This is a genomic window from Undibacterium sp. TJN25 (assembly GCF_049339885.1).
Taxonomy (GTDB): domain Bacteria; phylum Pseudomonadota; class Gammaproteobacteria; order Burkholderiales; family Burkholderiaceae_D; genus Undibacterium.
The window spans coordinates 462,696-487,246 of record NZ_JBMPPM010000002.1 but is presented as its reverse complement, the minus strand read 5'-3'; the positions used below and the strand labels follow the sequence as shown (position 1 = coordinate 487,246).

The window sequence follows — 24,551 nt, the reverse complement described above, 5'->3', positions numbered from 1 at the left end:
CCAGCAATGGGGGCTTTTTTGTTTGAGCCTGCCTGCTATCGCAGCTGTTTTTTCAAATCCCTCAACAGCATCGGCAACAATTTAACTTCAGCATCATTCTCCAGCCCCTGCTCCAGTAATTCTATTGCCAGTCCCATCTTTCCCATAGACTGGAAAATGCTGCATAAATCCATCAGGCAGCGCTCAAATTTGCTCCTGTGGCCGTTCGACGCCTGGCTTTGCCCAGGCAAGTCTGCATCGGCGGAAAACAGGGGCCCGCGATAAATATGAAATAGCTGCGCCGCGTGTGCAGAAAGTTTTTTTATGGAGGGCGATGCAGAGACTTCTTCCGCCAGCCTGTCCAGAGCCCAGATATCAAGCCAGCACAGTGAATGATTGAGCGAAAGCCTGCCCTCGCTCAGCATCACGACATCATCGTGCCTCAGCAGCTTGCGCAAGCGGTGCAAGGTGGAATCGAATGAGCTCTGTGCGGCGTCGCCGTCGGAATCCGGCCATAGGACGTCGGCGGTTTTTTCGGCGCTGACGTTCCTGCCGCCCTGGGCAATCAGGAGCTTGAGAAGCTCCAGCGGTTTTCGCTGTGCCTTGTGCGTAAACTGCAGCAGTTCTCCGCCTATCCTTATTTCAAAACTCCCCAGCGCGCGTATCTCGACCGGCCAGGGCCAGCCTGGCATGTAGCTGCCGGCAGGAGGAAACAGCTGCCGCCCCCGGATAAGCTGGGCCACATACTCTGTCTCGATGCCGGCATCCAATGCTTCGGCACATAGCGGCGCCACCAGTGCCGGCACCCAGAAAACGGTATTGCGCAAAGCTTCGCGCCTGGCGAGTGAAAATGCCGCCTCCAGCGACTGATGGCAAGCCGCACGCTGGCCGGTATGAAGCTGCAGGTATGCTTCCAGCAAACGCAAATGAAAGTCCAGCAACGGATTGGCCATGCCGGGAAAAAGACTGCGCCCCTCATTCAGCATGTCGGCAACGGCGTCGTATTCACCGGCGAGCACATTAATCGTCGCCAGGGCGACGAGCCCAAGGGCATGGCTTCTGCCGGCGCCTGATTCCTTCTGCAATACCAGCATGCGCTCCGCTTCCGCCTTCGCTTTTGCCAGATCGCCGTACAGCAGGGAACGCCAGGACTTCACAAAATGCGTCATCATCAGATCCATACTCCGGCGCGGCTCAACCATCTGTCCCAGTTTCTCGATCAGCGCATCCGCTTCCTGCAAACAGCCTGCCACCAGACAGGCCTGAACATGGCTGACGTAGACTGAAGCACTGAGAAAAAATTGCCTGGTGTTTGGAATAGCCCGGCTGAGCGATTCAAATTCAGCCCTGGCGTCAGGGTAATTGGCGACGCTGACAAAGTAATGCAGCTTGGCGATGCCAAGCCACGCGAGGCCGACGGCGGTTTCGGGGAATATCGGCAGCGCCCGTACATGGGCCAGTAACTCTTCGCAGATGGAGAACTGGCCCCGCCATGCGTAGTGGTCGAGCAGGCAGCCGGCAATGGCATTTTTTAAGTCCGGCGCCAGCTCCTCATGCAGCATCGACGACAGTTGCTCAGCATGGCCGTCCAACGATGGGCGCTGCGGCTGTGCCGGCGACAGCACGCACAGCAGACTGCAGACTGCCTCCGCTTTCAGCGGTACCGGCAGCTCGGCGCCATACCGGCCAAGCAGGTTCTCCAGGCATTCTCCCCATGCCTCCGCTCCCTTAAAATCTCTGGCCTCCGTTACGTAACAGCGGAGAATGCCCGAGACAGCGGCAATCTGGTGACGAAAATCCGTGGCTGCGGTAAAGCCCTGATAGGCTTGCTCCATTAACCGCCGCGCATGCTGCGGGTTGGAAAAAATTTCCGCTTTTGCCGACCAGTATTGCAGTACCGGACTTTTCGCTATCCACTCAAAAGGAAGCTGCAGCATCCAACGGGAAACAGTTTCCTCCAGACCTGCTGAAAACAGGCGCTCCGCCTGGGTCGACACAATATGCGTTATTCCGGAAAAATCTTCCAGCAGGCGATAAAGCTCGATCGCCGTATCAAAATCTCCCGCCCCCTCCAGGGCAATAGCGGACTTTCTCTGCAATTGGCTGAGCTCGCCGGGAGATAACATGCTCCTTGCCTTCCTTTGCAGGAACTCGCGGAACAGCGAGTGAAATTGATACGTTTCTGTTGCGCCGCTGCGCTTGTCGGTAAAAAAATTCCTGCTATATAAGTCGTCAACTATCTCCGCTGCAGCAGGATCGTCCGCCATATACGCCGCTACTTGCCGTGTGTATTGCGGCAAGAATACGAGCGAGATCAATACCCCCTGCGTCTTGGCGCTTTCCAGCGCGAAAATTTCTTCGGCAAAATAATTGAAGATGGTTTCCGGAGAATGTCCCGGCGCTAGCGACCAGCCGGCCGGATTTCCCGCCTTTGCTCTTTCCAGCAACAGGATCAGCCCGGCAGCCCAGCCCTGGGTTTTTTGCGTGAGTTGATTGAGCAAATCGCCGTTAACCTGCACGCCGGCTGCAAGGCAGAGGGCGGATATTTCCTCAGTGTCAAACTTGAGCACATCCCAGTCGATTACTCCAAGGCGCCGGTTGGCGCGCTCCCTTGCCAGGAAAGACGGTGGCGGAGTCCTGCTGGTGATAAACACGCGGGCATCCGCAGGGGCTTCGGCGATGGCTGCCTTGACAAAATGCTCCAGCGCCCCGCCCTCGGCCTGGTGATAATCGTCCAGCACAATCGCGCAACGGGCCGGTAGATATTCGTAGGCCTCGCGCAAATAGCTGGAACAAAAAAGTGGAAAGTCGAGAATTTGCCCCGACGTAAATTTGCAGAACGCACCCAGCCCACGTTCGCAAAGTTGCGCCAATGCGTCGTCAAAGCATGAAAAAAAACTCGCAGGATCGCGATCGCTGCGGTCCAGGTGATACCAGAGCACCGGCCTATCGTCGGCTTCGAGATAACTGCCTACCAGCGAGGTCTTTCCTCCGCCCGGCGGGCTGGACACCCATATCCCGCCGGCATCGCTCATTTGATCGAGTATGCTGAATATGCGGGAACGCTGAAGGATGCCGCGAAAACGCGGCACACTGATTTTGGCGTATGCCATCTTTTTTTCAATGTGACTATGACCGGCGGCGGCGCCAAGCCAACTCTGGAGCGCACGCCCATGATGCACAGCCGACAGATTCTCTCGCACAATGGTCCGTGCATCCGCCTGTTGCCGCAACAGCCGCAGGCCTCGCTGATGCCCTTGGTGCACCATCAGGCTACTACGGTCCGCAATGAATTCTAGTTCATCAGTGTTGAGATGCCAGCAGTGATTGCATGGTGTGGCTTAAATATGAAAAAAATCAAATCGGTAAGCCATCTGCAAGTCGTCTTTCCTTAATGTACACGGGCAGCCCTTTCACATCTCTTGTGTTGCATTGATGGACCAAACGTTTTTTAAACCGGGACCGACGCTGGTTCCGATTGAGAAAGAGACGCATCGCTTGCTTCCATTTTCCACATGCGACAGAGGTATTGTTCAACGACCCTTTTGAGGAAAGAAATCATGAAAAAATTTGCTTTTGCCCTGATCCTGAACGCGCTGTCCATTGCAGCCATAGCACAAACCGCACCCGACACCGAAACGGTCACTATCGCCGGCATTGAAAAACCGATCTCGCTTCCCAGCAACTACCACAAGATGTGGCCAAACGAGTACCGGGAATACCAGGGTGCCTATATGCTTTCGAACGGAAAAACTTTTTCCGTCTTCAGCAAAGGCACCAAAATGTACGCCAAAATGGAAGACCAGGAAAGACATGAGATTGTCGCTATTGCGCCCAATGCCTTTGTTTCCCTGGACGAAAAATTGAAAATGCGGGTCGATCTGCATGATGACGGCAATGTCAGCGGAGAACTGCTGATGCTGGTTCCACGGGCCAATATTGCAGGCAGCGGCGTCTCCAGCGAAGAACTTGTGACCATTGCCTTCCGCTGAATGATCTTCAGCAATCTGCGGCATTGAATACTTTTCGTAATACTTTCTATCGGAGCGCATCCTTTGCATCTACGTATTTTTTTGAACTGCGAAATACAAATACAAATACAAACGCCAACTTTTCAGTTGGCGTTTTAACAGGCGAGGCATTCATCTGCCCCTTCAAGCATCCCCTGCTTTACAGGATCTGTTTCCCTATCCACCAAGCGACCGCAGCGACAAAAGCCGATGCGGGTATCGTCAGCAGCCAGGCCCAGACGATATTGCTGGCGACGCCCCAGCGCACCGCCGACATTTTCTGCGCGGAGCCGACACCGACAATCGCGCCGGTGATGGTATGCGTGGTGGAGACCGGCACACCCATTGCATTGGCAATGAACAACGTAATCGCGCCGCCGGTTTCAGCACAGAAACCGCCCACTGGTTTCAGCTTGGTAATCTTTTGTCCCATGGTCTTGACAATGCGCCAGCCGCCGAACAGCGTGCCCATGCCGATGGCGGCATAACAGGCAGTGATAACCCACCATGGCAAGGAATCGCCCTTGGCAAGGTAGCCCGATGCGATCAGCAACATCCAGATAATGCCCATGGTTTTCTGTGCATCGTTGCCGCCATGGCCCAGGCTGTACATCGATGCCGATATCAGTTGCAGGCGGCGGAACCATTTGTCTACCTTCATCGGCGTGGAACGCACAAACAGCCACGAGACGATCAGCATCATCAAGGAGCCCAGCACAAAACCCAGCAAGGGCGAGATGACGATAAAGGTCACGGTTTTGATCAGGCCTTCGGAAACCAGCGCGCTGGTGCCGGACTTGGCAACCGCAGCGCCGACCAGGCCGCCGATCAGCGCATGCGACGAAGACGAGGGGATGCCGAAATACCAGGTGACCAGATTCCAGAAAATGGCCCCGACCAGCGCGCCGAAGATCACATATTGGTCGACGATGGACGCATCAATGGTACCTGTGCCGACTGTCGAGGCGACCTTCAGGTGGAAAAAGAAAATGGCGACAACGTTGAAAAAGGCTGCCATCGCGACTGCGGTCTGCGGTTTCAACACGCCGGTGGAAACAACGGTGGCAATGGCGTTCGCAGCATCGTGGAAGCCATTCATGAAATCAAATATCAATGCCAGGCCGATCAACAGGACGAGGACATAAATGCTGATTTGGAGGGTATGCATGGGGTATCACTTCTTGTTTTTGCGTTCTTGGGCGACGCATTTGCTTGTCAATACTTCGGCCGGTCCGGCGCACTGCCGGGTCCGGCCTCATTTCAATGAGTACAGCGCCGCTTACGCGTTTTCTACGATGATGCCTTCGATGATGTTGGCCACATCTTCGCAACGGTCGGTCACGGTCTCCAGGATTTCGTAGATAGCCTTCAGCTTGATCAGGTTGCGCACGTCCGGCTCGTCGCGGAACAGTTTGGACATCGCTGCGCGCATCACATGGTCGGCGTCTGATTCGAGCCTGTCTATTTCTTCGCAAATCAGCAGGATCTCGCGCGAGTTATCCATATTGCTTAGCAGGGCTACCGCCGCTTTTACTTTTTCGGCGCAGGCCAGGCACAGTTCTGCCAGACGCTTGGCTTCCGGCGTGATCTCGCGGATGTCGTACAGGGAAATGGTCTGGCCGGCGTCTTCCAGCAAATCCAGGATGTCGTCCATGCGTGTGATCAGCTTGTGGATGTCGTCCCTGTCCAGCGGAGTGATGAAGGTTTTATGCAGCAGTTCTATCGTGTTATGGGTGACCGTATCAGCCTGTTTTTCTATGACTTCGATCGCATGCACGCGGTTTTCAAGGTCGTCGAAATTAGTCATCAGTGCGACCATTTCCTTCGCGCCTTTGACACACAGTTCTGCGTGCTGGTTGAAGAGGTCAAAAAACTTGCCCTCGGTGGGCATCAATCGTCCAAACATTTTTTTCTCGCTGAAAATAGAACATTCTAAAACATACACTTTGCGGAGCTTGCTTGCCAAAGACAGCACGGCTCCCGGAAAACTGCTACTACGGCAAATGCCGCACTTTATTCATTATCGCCATATACCGACAAGGAGCCGGTGTAATTATCAAACTTGGTGTACTCGCCCAGGAAGGTCAGGCGCACGCTGCCGATCGGGCCGTTACGCTGCTTGCCGATGATAATCTCGGCGGTTCCCTTGTCCGGCGAATCGGGGTTGTACACCTGGTCGCGGTAGATGAACAGGATGACGTCGGCATCCTGTTCGATCGCGCCGGATTCGCGCAGATCGGACATCACGGGGCGCTTGTTCGGCCGCTGCTCCAGCGAACGGTTCAGCTGCGACAGTGCGATCACCGGGCATTGCAATTCCTTGGCCAGGCCTTTCAGGTTCCGTGAAATTTCGGAGATCTCAGTTGCCCGGTTTTCGCCGGCAGAGTTACCGGACATCAGCTGCAAGTAATCGATGATGATCAGACCAAGCTTGCCGCACTGGCGAGACAGGCGGCGCGAACGCGCGCGCAACTCAATGGAACTGAGCGCCGGCGTTTCATCGATGTACAACTGCGCGTCGTTCATCTTCTGGATCGCATGCGTCAGGCGCGGCCAGTCTTCATCGATCAGGCGGCCGGTACGCAGCCGGTGCTGGTCCAGGCGACCTACTGAGCCCAGCATACGCATCGCCAGCTGGGCGCCGCCCATTTCCATCGAAAAGACGGCAACCGGCAAGCCGCTGTCGATGGCGACGTTTTCACCGATATTGATGGAGAATGCGGTCTTGCCCATTGAGGGGCGTCCGGCAACGATGATAAGGTCGCCGGGCTGCAGGCCGGACGTCATGCGGTCCAGGTCGTTAAAGCCCGTAGGCACGCCGGTAATGTCGCTGGTGTGGTCGCGGTTGTAGAGTTCATCGATGCGCTCCACCACCTGCGTCAGCAGCGGCTGGATCGCGGTAAAGCCCTGCGCGCCGCGCGCGCCCTCTTCCGCGATCGCGAAGATCTTGGATTCCGCATCGTCCAGCATCTGCTTGACTTCCTTGCCCTGCGGATTGAACGCATTGCCGGCAATTTCATCGGCCACGGTAATCAGCTTGCGCAGCACGCCGCGGTCGCGCACGATTTCTGCATAGCGGCGGATATTGGCCGCCGAAGGCGTGTTCTGCGCCAGCGCATTCAGGTAGCTCAGGCCGCCTGCGTCGTCGGCCTTGCCGATGCCTGTAAGCGCTTCAAATACGGTGATTACGTCGGCGGGTTTGGAGCTGTTGATCAGCTTGACCATGCACGCAAAGATGATGCGGTGATCGTAGCGGTAAAAATCATCTTCCCGGATGAAATCCGCGATCCTGTCCCACGCGGCGTTATCCAGCAGCAAACCGCCAAGCACTGACTGCTCTGCTTCTATGGAATGCGGGGGTACGCGGATGGAATCGAGTTGCGGATCGGAAGGAGCTTTCATGGCGCGCATTATACCTGCTAATTCAATTTGAAAAGAACTCGACGCAGAGGCAAAATGCCCCTTTGTATCGAATAAAGCACAACGCCCCGGGCATCCGGATAATCATCCAAATTATTTTAAAAATAAATTAGCAACCAGGCAAGCTGCCAACTCAATGCACCGGCCATATCAAGTATAAAAATGACACAGACGCACACAAAAAAAGCCGGGCGAACCCGGCTTTTTTTCAGCAATGACGCTACGTATTAAGCGTGCTCGCCTACTACGGAAACAGTCACTTCAACCACTACGTCTGTATGCAGAGCAACAGAAACAGGATGATCGCCAGTAGTTTTCAGTGGACCCATAGGCATACGGATCTGTGATTTTTCAACTGCGAAACCTTGTTTGGTCAGGGCCTCAGCGATATCGTGGTTAGTCACGGAACCGAACAAACGGCCGTCAACACCGGATTTTTGAGAAATCTGAACGGTCAGACCGCTCAGTTTTTCGCCTTGTTTTTCAGCGGCTGCCAATTTTTCGGCGGCTGCTTTTTCCAGGTCTGCGCGTTTTGCTTCGAATTCAGCAATCGCTGCAGCAGTCGCACGGCGAGCCATGCGTTGCGGGATCAGGAAGTTGCGAGCGTAGCCGTCTTTTACACGAACTACATCACCCAGGTTGCCGAGATTAACGACTTTATCAATCAGAATAACTTGCATATTTTTCTCCTAAACGTTCAGCCGTCAATTACGCTGTGTGCAGATCAGTGTATGGCAGCAACGCGAGGTAGCGTGCGCGCTTGATTGCTGTGTCAACTTGACGTTGATACAGGGCTTTAGTACCTGTCAGACGTGCTGGCATGATTTTGCCGTTTTCTTGCACGAAGTCTTTCAGTGTGTCGATGTCTTTGTAATCAACTTGTTCTACGTGTGCAGCGGTGAAGCGGCAGAATTTTTTACGCTTGAACAGTGGATTTTGTTGCTGACGCTTTTGTTTCAGCTTGCTTTTATCAAATTTTTTACCGAATGCCATTTTTGGCTCCTAATCAGGTGGTAGCTTCGAATTCAACGATGTGAAATACGAGGCTTTTGCTATTGCGGTTCTTGCGCGACAAAAAACCCGTGAATGCCATGACGACGCCCAACTCTATGTCCATGAATCGTTTTGAGATTTCACCCGCAGCTATTGCGGATATTTCAAATTCGACCAGGCGGCTGGTGTTGGCCTCCATCTGCTGCGAGCTATGCATCAATATTGCTGAAGCTATCGGAATTCCGGCCGGCGTATAACGCAACACACCTTTTTCCGCAATACTGGCAACGACTCTAAGCTGGTTCACTGATTTCTGTTGCGTCCTCTAACAGGTCAAATACGAATGAATTAAGCTGCAGGCGCTTCAACGCGTGAAGTCTTGGCAGCATCTTCCTTCTGTACTGCTTTCATCATTGGCGAAGGAGCTGTTTCAGCTTTTTTCATTTTTACTGTGAGGTGGCGCAGAACGGCATCATTGAATTTGAATGCTGTTTCCAACTCAAGCAAAGTCTCAGCGTCGCACTCGATGTTCATGCAAACATAGTGAGCTTTCGCCAGCTTCTGGATCATGTAGGCGAGTTGACGGCGGCCCCAGTCTTCCACACGGTGAACTTGACCGTTGCGGGCTGTAACGCTGGCTTTGTAGCGTTCGATCATTGCAGGCACTTGCTCGCTTTGATCCGGGTGTACGATAAATACGATTTCATAATGACGCATATATTCTCCTTGTGGACAATAAAATAGCCCGCCTCGGCGTCAAGACGAGTGCGGGAAGAGGAAAGCCCACGACTATACCCGGTTTTGCCAAATTGTTCAATAGTTTCAGCCACTTGTTCCCTTTACCTCCGGGCGGATCGCGGCAGCGGCCATTTCAGTTCATCGGCCCGGCCGTCTTTTTCGTAGTTTCTGTGCTTTTTTCAGAATTTTCACAGCCAAGGCTTGCGTTTATAACTATATTTTGCGCTATACTGTACAAAAATACAGGCTGAGCATATAAGCAGCCTGTATTTATGTACACCAGCCCAGTCAGCCCTACATCAGAGAAACCACATGCTAAAACTTACTGCACGCCAGGAACAGATATTGACGCTGATCAAGGACGCCATCCAGAACACCGGCTTCCCACCCACCCGTGCCGAGATCGCCAATGAGCTGGGCTTTCGCTCCACCAATGCAGCGGAAGAGCATCTGCAGGCGCTGGCGCGCAAGGGGGCAATAGACATAGCCCCAGGTACATCGCGCGGCATACGCCTGCGCGAATCGGCGCACGACAGCAGCCGCACGTCAGGGATGCAATTGGCACTGCCCCACCCCGCGCTGATGCAGCTGAGCCTGCCGCTGATAGGCCGCGTTGCCGCCGGCTCGCCGATACTGGCGGAAGAACACGTGGACAAAACCTACGCGGTAGACCCGGCGATGTTTTCCGCAACGCCGGATTACCTGCTGAAGGTGCGAGGCATGTCGATGCGCGACGCCGGCATCCTGGATGGCGATTTGCTGGCGGTAAAAAAATCCGACCAGGCCAAGAACGGCCAGATCGTGGTCGCCCGCCTGGGTGAAGATGTTACCGTCAAACGCTACAAGCGTACCGGCTCCATTATTGAACTGCTGGCGGAAAATCCGGATTATCCGAACATCAAGGTCGGCGAGCAGGACGAGGATTTTTCACTGGAAGGCCTTGCCGTTGGCCTGGTGAGGGCGTGGACCTAAATCCGCCGCCATAGGTAGCCCGGAAAGAGCGCAGCGCAATCCGGGAGAACTTCATAAAAACGGTGAACAAACATCACTAATTTAAGCTCTGGCCCATCCAGACAGCAAAGCCAAGAAGGTCAATCGCACATGCCGACTAGCCTCCAATAAAAAAAACGCCCCGATTTTTATTCGGGGCGTTTTTGCATGAGACGAAGTTCTTAGTGCTTTACAACACCGGTATCTACCTGGCCGTCGGTCTTGGCAGCAGCCGCTGCGACCGGCACCTCCTCTTCCACCAGCTCTACCGGCTGACGCTCCAGCGCAATTTCCAGGACCTTGTCTATCCAGCGCACCGGGATGATTTCCAGTTTGTTTTTGACGTTGTCCGGAATCTCGGCCAGATCCTTGGCATTTTCTTCCGGAATCAGCACGGTCTTGATGCCGCCGCGATGAGCTGCCAGCAGCTTCTCTTTCAGGCCGCCGATAGGCAGGACTTCGCCGCGCAAGGTGATCTCACCCGTCATTGCCACGTCTGCGCGCACAGGGATGCCCGTGAACACCGATACCAGCGCCGTTGTCATCGCAATACCTGCCGATGGACCGTCTTTCGGCGTCGCGCCTTCCGGCACGTGGATATGGATATCGCTCTTCTCAAACACCTCAGCCTTGATGCCCAGACGCTTGGCGCGGCTGCGGACAACGGTGCGGGCCGCTTCGATCGACTCCTTCATGACGTCGCCCAGGGTACCGGTGCGTATGACGCCGCCTTTACCCGGCATCGACACAGCCTCGATCGTCAGCAGATCGCCGCCAACTTCAGTCCACGCCAGACCAACTACCTGGCCAACCTGGTTGTCCTTGACTGCCACGCCGAAATCATAACGGCGCACGCCCAGGAATTTATCCAGGTTTTTGGAACTGATGATCGCTTTCTTATCGCTTTTCTTCAGCAGCAGCATCTTGACGACTTTGCGGCAGATCTTGGAGATTTCACGCTCCAGCGAACGCACACCGGCTTCCCGCGTGTAGTAACGGATGATGTCGCGCAATGCACCTTCCGAAACGCTGATCTCTTCTTCCTTCAAACCATTGTTCTTGATTTGCTTCGGCAGCAGATAACGTTGCGCAATGCTGGTTTTTTCATCTTCGGTGTAACCCGACAAACGTATTACTTCCATCCTGTCCAGCAAAGCCGGCGGGATGTTGTATGAGTTGGACGTCGCCACGAACATCACATCGGACAGATCGAAATCCACCTCGATATAGTGGTCTGAGAAAGTGTGGTTCTGCTCAGGATCCAGCACCTCCAGCAAAGCGGACGAAGGATCGCCACGGAAATCGGCGCCCATCTTGTCTACTTCATCCAGCAGGAACAAAGGATTACGCACGCCTACCTTGGACAGGCTTTGCAAAATCTTGCCGGGCATGGAACCGATATAGGTGCGGCGGTGACCACGAATCTCGGCCTCGTCGCGAACGCCACCCAATGCCATGCGTACGAACTTGCGGTTCGTGGCGCGGGCAATGGACTGGCCCAGCGATGTCTTGCCGACGCCGGGAGGACCTACCAGACACAGGATAGGCGCCTTCAGCTTGTCCACGCGCTGTTGCACGGCAAGATATTCCAGGATGCGTTCTTTAACCTTATCCAGACCATAGTGGTCATCTTCCAACACCTTCTCGGCATTGGTCAGGTCATTATTGACCTTGGATTTTTTCTTCCACGGCAAATTGACGATGGTGTCGATGTAATTGCGCACGACGGTTGCTTCCGCAGACATCGGCGACATCATCTTCAGTTTCTTCAGTTCATTCTGAGCCTTGTCGCGCGCCTCTTTAGGCATCTTGGCAGCGATAATTTTCTTCTCCAGCTCGTCAATGTCGGCACCTTCTTCGCCTTCACCAAGTTCTTTCTGGATAGCCTTGACCTGCTCGTTCAGGTAGTACTCGCGCTGGGACTTTTCCATCTGGCGCTTGACGCGGCCACGGATGCGTTTTTCCACTTGCAGGATATCAAGCTCACCTTCCAACTGGCCGAGCAGATGCTCCAGGCGCTTGGCGACACTGAAAATCTCCAGGATGACCTGCTTCTGCTCCAGTTTCAGCGGCAGATGCGCCGCGATGGTGTCGGCTAGGCGGCCGGCGTCGTCGATTCCAGCCAGGGAAGCCAAAATTTCAGGCGGGATTTTTTTGTTCAGTTTGACGTACTGGTCAAACTGCTGGACGATCGCGCGGCGCATGGCCTCAACCTCGGAATCGTCGCCCTCTTCCAGCGCAACCGGTGTCAGGTCCGCGATGAAATGGGATTCGGTTTCGGTGATCTTGTGGATGCGTGCACGCTGAGCGCCTTCTACCAGCACCTTGACGGTGCCGTCAGGCAATTTCAACATTTGCAAAATGTTGGCGATACAGCCGATTTCGTAGATATCGTCGGCAGAAGGCTCATCCTTGGCTGCGGCTTTTTGCGCTGCCAGCATGATACTCTTACCCTGGTCCATCGCAGCTTCCAGCGCCTTGATAGACTTGGGACGGCCAACGAAGAGCGGGATGACCATGTGCGGGAATACGACAACATCGCGTAACGGCAACAAGGGCAATTCGGTTTGTTCAGTGATTGTAGTAGTTGTCATGGCGCACCTTATTCAAAATTTCTATTCGTAGATTGGCGCACTAGGCGGAAACTCAAGCCCGTCATGCTAAAAAACAATAAAAAAAAGCCACACAGAGGCTTCTCCGGTAGCTTTTCGATTGAAGCTAGAAAATTTTTATGTGCTTAAATTGTACTGCGATTCCAGCAAACAGGGGGGACAAGCTTGCCATCCCCCTCAGTTTATTGAAAATCAGGATTTCCCACCCGAAACCTTCGGTTGTTCATGGTAGATAAGCAAGGGCTTGGCGCCATTGGTGATCATGTTTTCATCGATGACCACTTTGGCGACATTCTGCTGGCTTGGCAGTTCAAACATGATGTCCAGCAGCGCATGCTCCAGGATGGAACGCAGGCCGCGGGCGCCGGTTTTGCGCGCTATCGCTTTTTTGGCAATCGCGTGCAGTGCGGCCGGACGGATTTCCAGTTCCGAGCCTTCCATTTCCAGCAATTTGGAATATTGCTTGAGCAATGCATTTTTCGGCTCGATCAGGATCTGGATCAGCGCAGCCTCGTCCAGCTCATTGAGCGTGGCGATAACAGGCAAACGGCCTACCAGTTCAGGGATCAGGCCGAACTTGATCAGATCTTGCGGCTCTGCATCCTGCATGATCTCGCTGGCGCTCTTTTCTGTCGAACTCTTCACGCTGGCCGAAAAGCCGATGCTGCTGCGCTCCGAGCGGTCTGAAATGATCTTGGCAAGGCCATCAAACGCGCCGCCGCAGATAAACATGATATTGGTCGTGTCGATCTGGATGAAATCCTGGTTCGGATGCTTGCGTCCACCCTGTGGCGGCACGGAAGCCATCGTACCTTCGATCAGCTTCAGCAAGGCCTGCTGCACGCCTTCGCCGGAAACGTCGCGGGTGATCGACGGATTGTCCGATTTACGGGAAATCTTGTCGATTTCATCAATATAGACAATGCCTTTTTGTGCACGCTCCACTTCATAATTGCAATTTTGCAACAATTTCTGAATGATGTTTTCAACGTCCTCGCCCACATAGCCGGCTTCGGTCAATGTTGTTGCATCGGCAATAACAAAAGGCACATTCAGCATGCGGGCCAGTGTTTGCGCCAGCAAAGTCTTACCGGAACCTGTAGGACCTACCAGCAAGATATTGCTCTTGGCCAGTTCTACGTCGTCTTTTTTACCGAGGTGCTTCAGGCGTTTGTAGTGGTTGTATACCGCTACCGCCAGGATGCGCTTGGCCGTTGGCTGGCCGATCACATACTGATCCAGCAGTTCGGTAATTTCCAGAGGAGTCGGCAACTCCGTGCGCGGGCTGGAAATGGAATCCAGGCTTGCCACTTCGTCACGGATAATGTCATTGCACAAATCGATGCATTCGTCACAGATGAAAACCGACGGACCTGCAATCAGTTTTTTTACCTCATGTTGACTCTTGCCACAGAAGGAGCAATAGAGCAGCTTTTCGCCAGTGGAGGATTTTTTATCGGGCATGGTACGAATAATTAAACAGAAATGGGTTTGATATTACCTGCAAATTCACAATCCGTCATCGAACTTATTTTTGTCCGCCAACAATAGAGACAAGGCTTTGAAAAATTGGCCCGGCCGGCCTGGCCGTCATGCCAGAGCAATTTTTCAGCAGCCTTGAATTGATTTAGTGCATATTCACAAGCCAGATTATAGAGCACAATAAATAAAACGCCCGGACCTTTAAAGTGCGGGCGTTTTTTATTATTTCAACGATCGGGTGTAATCCCGATACAAGGATCAGGCGCGATGTGTCAGCACCTTGTCGATCAGGCCATATTCAGCGGCCGCATCTGCGGACATGAAATTGTCCCTATCGGTATCCTTGGCGATCTGCTCGATGCTCCTGCCGGTTTTTTCAGCCAGCATGGCATTCAGGCGTTCACGCAGATACAGAATTTCACGAGCCTGGATTTCGATATCCGAAGCCTGACCTTGCGCCCCACCCAGCGGCTGATGGATCATGATGCGTGAATTAGGCAAGGAGAAGCGTTTGCCTTTGGCGCCGGCAGCCAACAGGAAAGCTCCCATCGATGCAGCCAGACCGGTACACAGCGTCGAAACATCAGGCTTGATGAACTGCATGGTGTCGTAAATTGCCATCCCGGCAGAAACCGAACCGCCGGGAGAGTTGATGTACAGCGAAATATCCTTGTCAGGATTTTCACTTTCCAGGAACAGCAATTGCGCCACGATCAGGTTGGCAGCCTGGTCATTGACCGGGCCAACCAGAAAAATCACACGCTCTTTCAGCAGGCGGGAGTAGATGTCGTATGCACGCTCACCACGGCCGCTTTGCTCAATAACCATTGGCACCATGCCTAGCATGTTGGTTTCTAATGCAGAATTGTGGATGATGCCTGACATGTGATTTCCTTAATTGTTAAGCTTGCGCGTTGTTACCCATTAATTCGTCGAAAGGCAGAACTTTTTCTGTCACCTTCGATTTACCCAGCACATAAGTAACGACGTTTTCTTCTAATACAAGGGCTTCGACTTCAGCCAGACGGCTACGATCGCTATAGTAGTATTTAACTACCTGTTGCGGATCTTCGTAGCTCTGGGCGAAATCTTCTACCTGGGCCTTGATCTGTTCTGCAGTTGCTTGCAGGTTATTGGCCTTGACCAGCTCAGCCAGGATCAGACCCAGGCGTACACGGCGTTCAGCTTGCGCAGCAAACAGTTCAGGCGGGAATGGTACATCATTCACGTTCATGCCGCGCTGCTTCATGTCTTCGCGCGTCATTTCAGCCAGACGCTGGCCATCCTGCTCTACCAGGGTTTTAGGCACGTCAAATTCAACGGCCTTGACCAGAGCATCCATCACGCTGTCTTTAGTCTTCGCCTTGACTCGGCCTTTGACTTCGCGTTCGAGGTTTTCTTTGATGTCGGTGCGCATTTTGGACAGGTCGCCATCCGTGATGCCCAGCATCTTGGCGAATTCTGCATCCACTTCAGGCAAATGCGCCCATTCCAGCTGTTTCAGCGTGATCGTGAATTCAGCAGTTTTTCCTGCGACATCCTTGCCGTGATAGTCTTCCGGGAAGGACAGCGGGAAAGTTTTGCTTTCGCCGACTTTCAGGCCCAGTGTGGCTGTTTCAAATTCAGGCAGCATGCGGCCTTCGCCGAGCACGAATGCGAAATCGTCAGCTTTGCCGCCGGCGAATTCAACGCCGTCGATCTTGCCTGTGAAATCTACAGTAGCGCGGTCGCCGTTTTGCGCAGCTTGTTCGCCGCCGTCGCCATGCGCGCCCTGCTCGCCTTTTACATGGTAGTGCACGCGTTGCTTGCGCAGGATATCGATCGTCTTGTCGATTTCCACGTCGCTGACTTCGCCTTTGATCTGTTCAACTTCCACGCCGGCCAGATCGCCGACTGTGAACTCAGGATACACCTCGAAAGTAGCGTCGAAAGCGACATTGCCTTCCGCGACTGTTTCGCTGGTTTTAGGCTCGATGCGCGGAAAGCCTGCTACGCGCAGGTTGTTTTCGTTGGCAGCCTGGTTGAATGCCTGGCCGACTTTGTCGTTCAGCACTTCAGTCTCAACCTGGTAGCCGAACTGGGCGGCAACCATTTTCATTGGCACTTTGCCTGGGCGGAAGCCCGGTGCTTTCGCCGTGCGGGCACGCACTTTCAAACGTTTCTCTACCTCGGACTGCACTTCTGCGATCGGGAAAGAAATAGTAAGACGGCGCTCTAATTTATCTAAAGTTTCGACTGCAGTTGCCATGAAAATCGTCCAAATATAAAAGGAATCTGTGGTGCGAGGAGGGGGACTCGAACCCCCACACCATTGCTGGCGTCAGGACCTAAACCTGGTGCGTCTACCAATTTCGCCATCCTCGCGGGAATTAGCACAAAAGCAAAGGGCGACCCGAAAATCAAGTGTCGCCCAAAACTATCGTATGTGGCATATCAACCCCAGCCGCGTATTCTACTGGATTTTACTTGGGCGTGTCTCGTTTTTTTCATAGTAAATTGCAATTTAATTGACGGGGAGAACCGTTTATACCGTTTTCTTTCAGTAAAGCATGCGGGGCTTGCGGCGCCTGGGAATTCCCAGCCCTGCAAGCCCCGCTTCAACCGCCTTCATTTTGCACCTGAACCACGGCGTTTACTTCAGCCTAGGCCGGCTTTTTCACCCGGAACCATGCCGCATACAGCGCGGGCAGGAATAGCAGCGTCAACGCAGTCGCAATCACCAGGCCACCCATGATGGCCACCGCCATCGGCCCCCAGAATACCGAACGCGACAATGGGATCATCGCCAGCACTGCCGCCGCCGCCGTCAGGATGATGGGGCGGAAACGCCTTACGGCGGATTCCACGATGGCGTCCCATGGGCTGGCACCGTTCAGGATGTCGTGCTCGATCTGGTCGATCAGGATCACCGAGTTGCGGATGATCATGCCGAACAGCGCAATGACCCCGAGCTGGGCAACGAAACCGAAAGGCCTTTGCAACAGCAGCAAGGCCATGGCCGCACCGGCAATACCCAGCGGCCCCGTCAGGAATACCAGCAGTGCCCGCGAGAAGCTATGCAGCTGCAGCATCAGCAAGGTGAAAATGATAAAGATCACCAGTGGCACATTGGCGGCAATCGAATCCTGCGCCTTGCCGCTGTCGGCCGCAGCGCCGGCCAGCTCTATCTTATAGCCGGGCAGCAGACTGGCGCGGATCTGGTCCAGTTTCGGCGATATCTGGCTGGACACCGTCGGGCCCTGGATGCCATCTACTACGTCGCATTGCACTGTCACGGCCCATTCACGGGCTTCACGCCAGACCACACCCGGTTCCCACACCATCTGTATACGCGCTACCTGGGATAGCGGCACGGTCTTGCCGCCGGAGGTCGGGATATTCGCCTGGCTCAACGCATTGATGGTCGAACGCTCTTCCACCGGCTGGCGCACCAGGATATCAATCAGGTTGATACCCTCGCGGAACTGGCCTACCGTGGTGCCGGACAAAATCGTGTTAGCCGCGCGCATCACGCTTTGCGAGGTCACGCCCAGCGCACGCAGTTTTTCCTGGTCCAGGTCGATGCGCACGACTTTGACAGATTCATTCCAATTGTCGTTGACGCCGATGGCATTAGGATTGGCACGCATCACTTCCTTGACGCGGTCCGCCACCTCGCGCACCTTGTCCACCTCCAGGCCCGTCACGCGGAACTGTACAGGATAAGGAACCGGGGGGCCGTTCGGCAGCAGCTTCACGCGGCCGCGCACCTCAGGAAAATCTACCTTGAATACTTGCGTGATCTTCAACCGCAGGTCTTCCCTCGCCTTCAGGTCTTTTGCCAATACGACGATTTGCGACACGTTGGTTTGCGGGAAAATCTGGTCCAGCGGCAGGTAGAAACGCGGGCTGCCCGTGCCAACATACGAGGTCACGCTTTCTACACCCTGCTCCTTGCCGATAAAGGCTTCAAACTTTTTCACCTGGGCTTCGTTCGCCTTGAACGAAGAACCTTCAGGCAGCCACATTTCCACCATCAGCTCCGGCCGTGCGGAATCGGGGAAGAATTGCTGCTCAATAAACTTGAAGCCATACACACCCAGGCCGAACACGATCAGCGTGATGGTGATCGTTGTCTTGCGCCACTCCACGCACCAGTTCACCAGCGCGCGGAAGCGCGTGTAGAAAGGCGTGTCAAATAATTCGTGATGGCCGTCCGCCGATGCCGCCGGCTTCACCTTCAGTAGCAGATAGCCCAGGTAAGGCGTAAACAGCACCGCCGCCAGCCACGAAATGATCAGCGCCAGCGCATTAACCGAGAACATGGAAAACGTATATTCGCCTGCGGCGGATTGCGCCAGCCCGATAGGCAGGAAGCCGGCTGCGGTGATCAGCGTGCCGGTCAGCATGGGCATCGCCGTGGATGTGTAGGCAAAGGTCGCGGCATCAAAACGCGAGAAGCCCTCTTCCAGCTTGCGCACCATCATCTCCACGGCAATGATCGCATCGTCCACCAGCAAACCCAGGGCGATAATCAGCGCCCCCAGCGATATCTTGTGCAAGTCGATGTCGAAGATGCGCATGAAAAGAAAGGTCACCGCCAGCACCAGCGGTATGGTCAGCCCCACTACCAGGCCGGGCCAGATATCCAGCCGGAAAGGCCGCGTATGCAGGCCCAGCGACAGGAAGCTGACCGCCAGCACGATGACGACCGCTTCGATCAGCGTATGGATGAATTCACCCACCGAGGATGCCACCGCCTTGGGCTGATCGGAAACACGTTCGATCTGGATGCCGACCGGCACCTTGGCGCGAATCTCTTTCATCGCGCTTTCCAGGTGTTTGCCGAGTTCGATGATATTGCCGCCCCGCTCCATCGATATGCCCAAGCCGATGACTTCCTTGCCGTTGAAGCGCATCTTGTCGGAAGGCGGATCGGTATAGCCGCGCGTAACATCGGCAAAGTCGCCCAGTCGGAAAGTCGTGCCGTTGGCGCGCAGTTGCAGGTCTTCCAGGTCTTTGACTGTCATCAGCGCACCTGTAACGCGCACCTGCAGGTTATCGGTAGGCGTCACCATGACGCCGGTGCCTTCCACCGAGTTCTGAGACGCTATTTGCGATACAACGGCATCAAACGGGATGCCGAGCTGCGAAAATTTCTTTTGCGAGAAGACGATATTGATTTTCTGATCCTGCACACCGAACATCTCTACCTTGGAAACAGAAGGAATGCGCAAGAACTGCTGGCGCACGAAATCGGCATAGTCCTTGACCTGCTGGTAAGTAAAACCGTCGCCCGACAGCGCAAAAATGGAACCGTAGGTATCGCCGAACTCGTCATTGAAAAATGGCCCCTGCACGCCTGGCGGCAAGGTGCTACGGATATCGCCTATTTTTTTCCGCACCTGGTACCAGGCCTGTGCCGTTTCCTTTGGCGGAGTGGATTCGCGCAACTGCAGGATGATCAGCGTCTGCCCTGGCTTGGAGTAGCTGCGTATCCTGTCTATGTAAGGTGTTTCCTGCAGTTTTTTTTCCAGCTTGTCGGTAACCTGGTCAGCCATCTGTAATGCAGTCGCGCCGGGCCAGTTGGCGCTGACAACCATCGCGCGGAAAGTGAATGGAGGATCTTCGTCCTGGCCGAGACGGCCATAGCTCCAGATACCGCCCAGCAGCAACGCAACGATCAGGTAGCGCGTCAGCGGGATATGCTCCAGCGCCCACCTGGACAGATTGAAACCACGGGATGAATCGCTCATTTAGCCGCTCCCGCAGCCGAAGCTGCTGCAGCGGTGGACGCCGAGGCGGCAATTGCAGGAGCCCCCTGTGCGGCCGGTGCGGCCGGTGCGCCTGGAGCTGCAGGCGGTACCGGCACGGTTGTCTGGCCGAGTATCGTCACTTTTTGCCCAGGTTTCAGCAGGTTGACGCCTGCGGTCACGACCGTCTGACCGGGCGTAACGCCGCTGGCAATCAGCAGGTCATCCCCCGAAGATCCGCCTACCTGAACCGGCACCAGGCGCACTGCGCCGTTTTCCACTATCCATACCGAAGTCGCATTTTTTTCCTGGAACAAGGCCGTCAGCGGCAGCTTGATCATCGCATTCGGATTTTTGGCGCCGAAGGTAACGTAGGCAGTCATCCCCAGCTTGACGCCCTGTGCATCCGAAGGAATGGCCACTTTGGCAGTAAAAGTGCGGGTGGTGGGGTCCGCAATCGGGGATAGTTCGCGCAGCTTGGCCGGCACAGTCTGGTTGGGATTGGCCCAGAAACGCACGCGGATATCAGTAATCTGGCGGATGGTATTCACCTGGTCTTCAGGGATGCCGACGACGACATCCATGTCTCCTGCCTGTGCCACACGCGCCACCGGCGTACCGGCAGCTACGACCTGCCCTGCTTCGGCGTCAATGCCGGTTACCACCCCGTCTACGTCGGATACCAGGGTTGCATAGCCCGCCTGGTTGGACTGGTTCTTGTACGCGGCGGCTGCCTGCTCATAGCTGGCCTGGGCCGCCTTGAAGGCGGTTTGTTTGCTGTCCAGCACAGTGGCGGCGACGAAATTCTTTTCCCGCAGATCTTTATACCGCTGCAGCTCGGCCTTTGCGAGGTCACGGTTACTTTCGGCAGAGTACAGGCCCGCCTTGGCCTGCGCCTGGGCCAGCGCCAGGTCTTGCGGATCAAGCTGCATCAATACCTGGCCGCGCTTGACAAGCGTTCCCACGTCCACCTTGCGCGAAACGATCTTGCCGCCGACGCGGAACCCCAGACGGGATTCAACCCGTGCCCTCACTTCGCCAGAATACTCGTTGCTGACATCCACATTGCCGGCGGCGATCTTGATCGCCCGGACTGGCCGGATGTCTTCCGTTTTCTCCGCAGGTTTACTGCAAGCTGCCAGCGCCAATACGGCGGCAAAAGCCAGCACCGGTGCATAGGTTCCCATGCCGTGTTTCCTGTTCTTGCGCAAATCTGTCGCCGCATCCGGGCTATCTGTAGTTTGTGGTGTTGACACGAGAATTTTCCTTTACTATGCAGGCTCTTCAGGCTCTTTAAGCAAGACTGACCAGTTTTTTCAATTGAATGCGGTTGCCGCGCTTGAGAATATTATTATTTTACTACTCTGCCTGGCTATTTTTTAGTAACTGACTTGGCGGTTAGTAATTATAGTGACGCATTTTATATTTGCCAATGACTTTTCGGTCATTAAGAGATTTATGTCGGTAGAACACTACGAAAACTTCCCTGTCGCCTCTCTGCTACTGCCCGCCCGCCTGAGGCCGGCGGTTGAATCCATTTATGCATTTGCCAGGACCGCGGACGACATTGCAGACGAAGGCGATGCCACTGCCGATGAACGGCTAGCCGGCCTGAACGCCTATGAGCGTGAACTGGATAGGCTGGAACAACAGCTGCAAAGCGGATCAGCACTATTTCAATCGCTGGCGGCAACTGTCAGGCAGCATCACCTGCCGGTACAGCCGCTGCGAGATCTATTATCGGCATTTAAACAGGATGTTGTGACCACCCGATACGCGGATTTTGCCAGTTTGCTCGATTATTGCCGGCGATCGGCCAATCCGGTAGGTACGCTGATGCTGCACCTGTACCGCGCCGCCGATGATGCGAGCCTGCGGCAATCCGACGCCATCTGCTCCGCGCTGCAACTGATCAATTTCTGGCAGGATGTCGCGGTGGACTGGCAAAAGCGGCGCATCTATATACCCGAGGAGGATTTACGGCGGTTTGACATCAGCGAAGATGACATCGCTCAAGCCAATTCCGGCCACGCCTGGCAGCAGATGATGCTTTTCCAGACGAGTCGCGCCAGGGCAATGCTGGTGACGGGCAGTCCACTCGCAAAAAAACTTCCCGGACGCATAGGCTGGGAACTACGCCTGGTGATCCAGGGCGGCCTGCGCATTCTGGAAAGAATAGACCGCGTGAAGGGAGACGTATTTACGCAAAGGCCCAAACTGGGCAAGTCCGACTGGGTCATACTGCTGTGGCGCGCACTCTGGATGTAGCCGGGGTAAAGACTGTTTTACCTGCACGGCAGCGCTTTACGAACGGGCGTTTTTTATCCCTTACAAATTGTTGCAAACTTATCATGGCGTCATATGCTGCGGCAGTTTTACCATGCGCAGGACTGTAGCAAGGCGCTATCAATAGGCGCAAGCCTTCAGGCTGCCTCGCGTCGTTGCACTATGTTACAGGCCGCAACGGCCAAGGCTGCCTGCGTCCTTGTATATGTGGCGCAGCTTTCCTACTATGCAGCTTTGCATCGGGCATAAGTTGCGCCTGGTATGGCCGGCACGACAAATACCGGCGCCGGCATGGCTTGAAATAGCGGCAACCGTCGCCACAACTGACGTAATAAGCCGCATACAAATCCTCTATGCGGTTTTCAGAAACAAACAGATCCAGCTTCCATGCCTACAGAATTACAAATTGCAGAACACCGTAAAGTCCAACTCGCCGCCAAAGCCGTCCTGGACGCGCTGGCGCCACTGATCACCCCCGAAGATACAGAACAAAGCATTGCAGCCAAGGCCCATCGCATGCTGCAGGAAGCGGGTTATCCCGATACCTGGTATTACGATTGCCCGGCGCTGGTGCTGCTGGGATCGCGCAGCTGTGTGTCGGTGTCTGGCCGGGATTACAGCCCCTGCGAAGAAAGCGTGGGCTCGTTCAACCTGATTACCGTCGACCTAAGCCCTATCCACCGCGAGTACTGGGGCGACTGCGCCCGTTCTTTTGTCATGGAAAACGGCAAGGTCACTGCGGCGCCGCAATCGCTGGAATTCAAGAACGGCCTGCGTTTTGTACACCAGATGCATGCGCAGATGCCGGCCGTGGTAAAGCCCCACACAACTTTCGGCCAACTGTTCGACTGGACCAATATGCGGATACGCCAGGGCGGATTCGTCAACCTCGACTACCGCAACAATGTCGGCCATAGCATTGCCACCAACCGCGAGGGGCGCCAGTACATACAGGCCAACAACGATGTGCGGCTGGGCGACGTACCCTTTTTCAGCTATGAGCCTTTCGTCAGGCTCAAAGGCGGCAAGTGGGGATTCAAGCATGAGGGGATTTTTTTCTTCAACCAGGCAGGCGAGCTGGAAGAGCTTTAAGCCGGCGTTTTCAACTGGCTTATTACTGCCATGCCGCCGGCTCACTGCCGGGGCATAGCAACAGCACCGAGTGACCTTCACAGCGGCGTCGCCGCCATGAAGGCTTCAAGCTTTTACTGGCAGGTCACCAGGATGTTGCCGGCAGCAGTCGGGTTCGACAGTTGTGCAATGCCGGAACCGTTTGCCACCGTGCAGGTCTGGCCTGCAGGCTGGGTATTGACGGTAACGTTGTAAGGCTTGCCGTCGCGGATGCTGGTATTGAAATCAAACACGCCATTGATGGTCGTCGTGATCATGTTGATCAGTGTCGTATCGCCATTGTCCATCAGTACCAAGGTCTTGCCTGCTGCCAACCCGCTGATATTGACTGCCACCGGAACCGCCTGCACGCAGTTGACGGACACAATATTTGCATAAGCACCCGCCTGGCTGGGGTCGGCTACGCCGGTCCCATTGACCACGGCACAGTCCTGCGCTACCGGCTGGACAGCGACGCTCACATTGTAGGATTTGCCCGGAGGCACGTACCTGGCGAAAGTAAATACACCATTTGTCGTTACGGACTGAGCCAACGCTGCCAGTGTGGTATCCGTGCTGGTGGCATTGTTTTGCAGCGACAGCGAAGCGCCCGTGTTCAGGCCGCTGACCGTGCCGCCCAGCGGTATGCTGGGGATACAGGTGACGGCGACATTGGTCACGGATGCGGAACTTGTCATCCTGCCGGAACCGTTGGCCACACTGCAAAATACCTGGTTAGGCTGGTTGAATATGGAAATGACATAGGCGCCATCACTCGCAACATTAAAAGAAAATGGACCGTCGGTCGTCAGAGCGACCCTGTAGTTCTGGTCATTTGTCAGCGTCAGGCTGTTTGTGCCGTCGCTGGGTAGGCCCTTCACCGTGCCACCGACGGTGGTATATACAAAACCGCCGCATCCCGCCAATACGGCAATGAGGCCAACAACAGCTGCAACTGTTCCAAATTTTAATTTCTTCAAGATATTTTCCAGTTTTAATGTTTTTAATGCGAAAGGCTTGCGGGCAATATTATAATGCGCGCACCATTATACGAGCTAGATATACCTGAAGGGGCAGGCGCCGCTTGCAGGATTACACTCTGTTACCTGTCTTTACATCGCCTTTGCAGGGTAACAGCCCATGAAGGGCAGGTGAAGCGCCAATAGCAGATATCCGATACGCGGCCAGTATACCTGGAT

Annotated in this window: 19 protein-coding genes and 1 tRNA gene; 4 read left to right on the top strand and 16 right to left on the bottom strand. The window is 54.7% G+C overall.

Going from position 1 to position 24,551, the window contains the following annotated elements:
• Positions 1-35: 35 nt before the first annotated feature.
• The gene (locus tag ACO0LO_RS05925) at positions 36-3,092 is read right to left on the bottom strand and encodes a hypothetical protein (protein WP_422963272.1); all 3,057 of its coding nucleotides are present in this window, start codon (positions 3,090-3,092) and stop codon (positions 36-38) included.
• A gap of 447 nt (positions 3,093-3,539) precedes the next feature.
• On the opposite strand from ACO0LO_RS05925, the gene ACO0LO_RS05920 reads away from it, so the two are divergent.
• Complete coding sequence (locus ACO0LO_RS05920; protein WP_422963271.1) at positions 3,540-3,971, top strand: hypothetical protein; 432 nt, start codon at positions 3,540-3,542, stop codon at positions 3,969-3,971.
• A gap of 178 nt (positions 3,972-4,149) precedes the next feature.
• Here ACO0LO_RS05920 and ACO0LO_RS05915 read toward each other — a convergent pair whose 3' ends face one another.
• The 7 genes from ACO0LO_RS05915 to rpsF all read right to left on the bottom strand — a co-directional run bounded on the left by ACO0LO_RS05915 (position 4,150) and on the right by rpsF (position 9,119).
• Positions 4,150-5,157 carry an inorganic phosphate transporter gene (locus ACO0LO_RS05915; RefSeq protein ID WP_422963270.1) on the bottom strand — a complete coding sequence of 336 codons (1,008 nt, stop codon included), beginning with the start codon at positions 5,155-5,157 and terminating at the stop codon, positions 4,150-4,152.
• A 111-nt stretch (positions 5,158-5,268) separates the two neighbouring features.
• A complete protein-coding gene (locus ACO0LO_RS05910) occupies positions 5,269-5,895 on the bottom strand; it encodes a DUF47 domain-containing protein (RefSeq protein WP_394781153.1) in 627 nt (208 codons plus the stop codon).
• A gap of 107 nt (positions 5,896-6,002) precedes the next feature.
• Entirely contained in the window at positions 6,003-7,391 is a 1,389-nt protein-coding gene (locus ACO0LO_RS05905) for a replicative DNA helicase (protein WP_422963269.1), read from the bottom strand.
• Positions 7,392-7,636: 245 nt separating this feature from the next.
• Positions 7,637-8,089 (bottom strand): 50S ribosomal protein L9, encoded by a 453-nt coding sequence (rplI, locus tag ACO0LO_RS05900; protein WP_422963268.1) that lies wholly within the window; start codon positions 8,087-8,089, stop codon positions 7,637-7,639.
• A gap of 28 nt (positions 8,090-8,117) precedes the next feature.
• Positions 8,118-8,402 (bottom strand): 30S ribosomal protein S18, encoded by a 285-nt coding sequence (rpsR, locus tag ACO0LO_RS05895; protein ID WP_188564267.1) that lies wholly within the window; start codon positions 8,400-8,402, stop codon positions 8,118-8,120.
• 13 nt (positions 8,403-8,415) lie between these two features.
• Positions 8,416-8,709, bottom strand: coding sequence for a primosomal replication protein N (gene priB / locus ACO0LO_RS05890; protein ID WP_422963267.1), 294 nt, complete (start codon positions 8,707-8,709; stop codon positions 8,416-8,418).
• A 41-nt stretch (positions 8,710-8,750) separates the two neighbouring features.
• Complete coding sequence (gene rpsF / locus ACO0LO_RS05885; protein ID WP_188564269.1) at positions 8,751-9,119, bottom strand: 30S ribosomal protein S6; 369 nt, start codon at positions 9,117-9,119, stop codon at positions 8,751-8,753.
• A 333-nt stretch (positions 9,120-9,452) separates the two neighbouring features.
• On the opposite strand from rpsF, the gene lexA reads away from it, so the two are divergent.
• Positions 9,453-10,112, top strand: coding sequence for a transcriptional repressor LexA (lexA, locus tag ACO0LO_RS05880; RefSeq protein WP_422963266.1), 660 nt, complete (start codon positions 9,453-9,455; stop codon positions 10,110-10,112).
• A gap of 200 nt (positions 10,113-10,312) precedes the next feature.
• Here the strand turns inward: lexA and lon are convergent, their stop codons facing one another.
• The 7 genes from lon to ACO0LO_RS05845 form a co-directional block, all read right to left on the bottom strand.
• Positions 10,313-12,724: an endopeptidase La gene (gene lon, locus ACO0LO_RS05875; RefSeq protein ID WP_422963265.1), complete on the bottom strand. Its 2,412-nt coding sequence runs from the start codon at positions 12,722-12,724 to the stop codon at positions 10,313-10,315.
• A gap of 210 nt (positions 12,725-12,934) precedes the next feature.
• Positions 12,935-14,206, bottom strand: a complete 1,272-nt coding sequence (gene clpX, locus ACO0LO_RS05870) for an ATP-dependent Clp protease ATP-binding subunit ClpX (protein WP_422963264.1) — start codon at positions 14,204-14,206, stop codon at positions 12,935-12,937.
• A gap of 276 nt (positions 14,207-14,482) precedes the next feature.
• The gene (gene clpP, locus ACO0LO_RS05865; RefSeq protein WP_394781559.1) at positions 14,483-15,109 is read right to left on the bottom strand and encodes an ATP-dependent Clp endopeptidase proteolytic subunit ClpP; all 627 of its coding nucleotides are present in this window, start codon (positions 15,107-15,109) and stop codon (positions 14,483-14,485) included.
• Between the two features lie 16 nt (positions 15,110-15,125).
• Positions 15,126-16,472: a trigger factor gene (gene tig, locus ACO0LO_RS05860; RefSeq protein WP_422963263.1), complete on the bottom strand. Its 1,347-nt coding sequence runs from the start codon at positions 16,470-16,472 to the stop codon at positions 15,126-15,128.
• Between the two features lie 29 nt (positions 16,473-16,501).
• Positions 16,502-16,588, bottom strand: a tRNA-Leu gene (locus tag ACO0LO_RS05855).
• A 278-nt stretch (positions 16,589-16,866) separates the two neighbouring features.
• Positions 16,867-19,959 carry an efflux RND transporter permease subunit gene (locus ACO0LO_RS05850; RefSeq protein WP_422963262.1) on the bottom strand — a complete coding sequence of 1,031 codons (3,093 nt, stop codon included), beginning with the start codon at positions 19,957-19,959 and terminating at the stop codon, positions 16,867-16,869.
• The gene (locus ACO0LO_RS05845) at positions 19,956-21,212 is read right to left on the bottom strand and encodes an efflux RND transporter periplasmic adaptor subunit (RefSeq protein WP_422963261.1); all 1,257 of its coding nucleotides are present in this window, start codon (positions 21,210-21,212) and stop codon (positions 19,956-19,958) included. Before ACO0LO_RS05845 ends, ACO0LO_RS05850 begins: the two co-directional genes overlap by 4 nt.
• Positions 21,213-21,414: 202 nt before the next feature.
• Here ACO0LO_RS05845 and hpnC point away from each other — a divergent pair, with 202 nt between their 5' ends.
• Both hpnC and ACO0LO_RS05835 read left to right on the top strand, forming a co-directional pair.
• On the top strand, positions 21,415-22,224 hold the full coding sequence (hpnC, locus tag ACO0LO_RS05840) for a squalene synthase HpnC (protein ID WP_422963260.1): 810 nt from the start codon (positions 21,415-21,417) through the stop codon (positions 22,222-22,224).
• A 405-nt stretch (positions 22,225-22,629) separates the two neighbouring features.
• On the top strand, positions 22,630-23,334 hold the full coding sequence (locus ACO0LO_RS05835; RefSeq protein ID WP_422963259.1) for a M24 family metallopeptidase: 705 nt from the start codon (positions 22,630-22,632) through the stop codon (positions 23,332-23,334).
• 113 nt (positions 23,335-23,447) lie between these two features.
• On the opposite strand, the gene ACO0LO_RS05830 is transcribed toward ACO0LO_RS05835, so the two are convergent.
• Positions 23,448-24,332, bottom strand: a complete 885-nt coding sequence (locus tag ACO0LO_RS05830) for a hypothetical protein (RefSeq protein WP_422963258.1) — start codon at positions 24,330-24,332, stop codon at positions 23,448-23,450.
• Between the last annotated feature and the right edge of the window lie 219 nt (positions 24,333-24,551).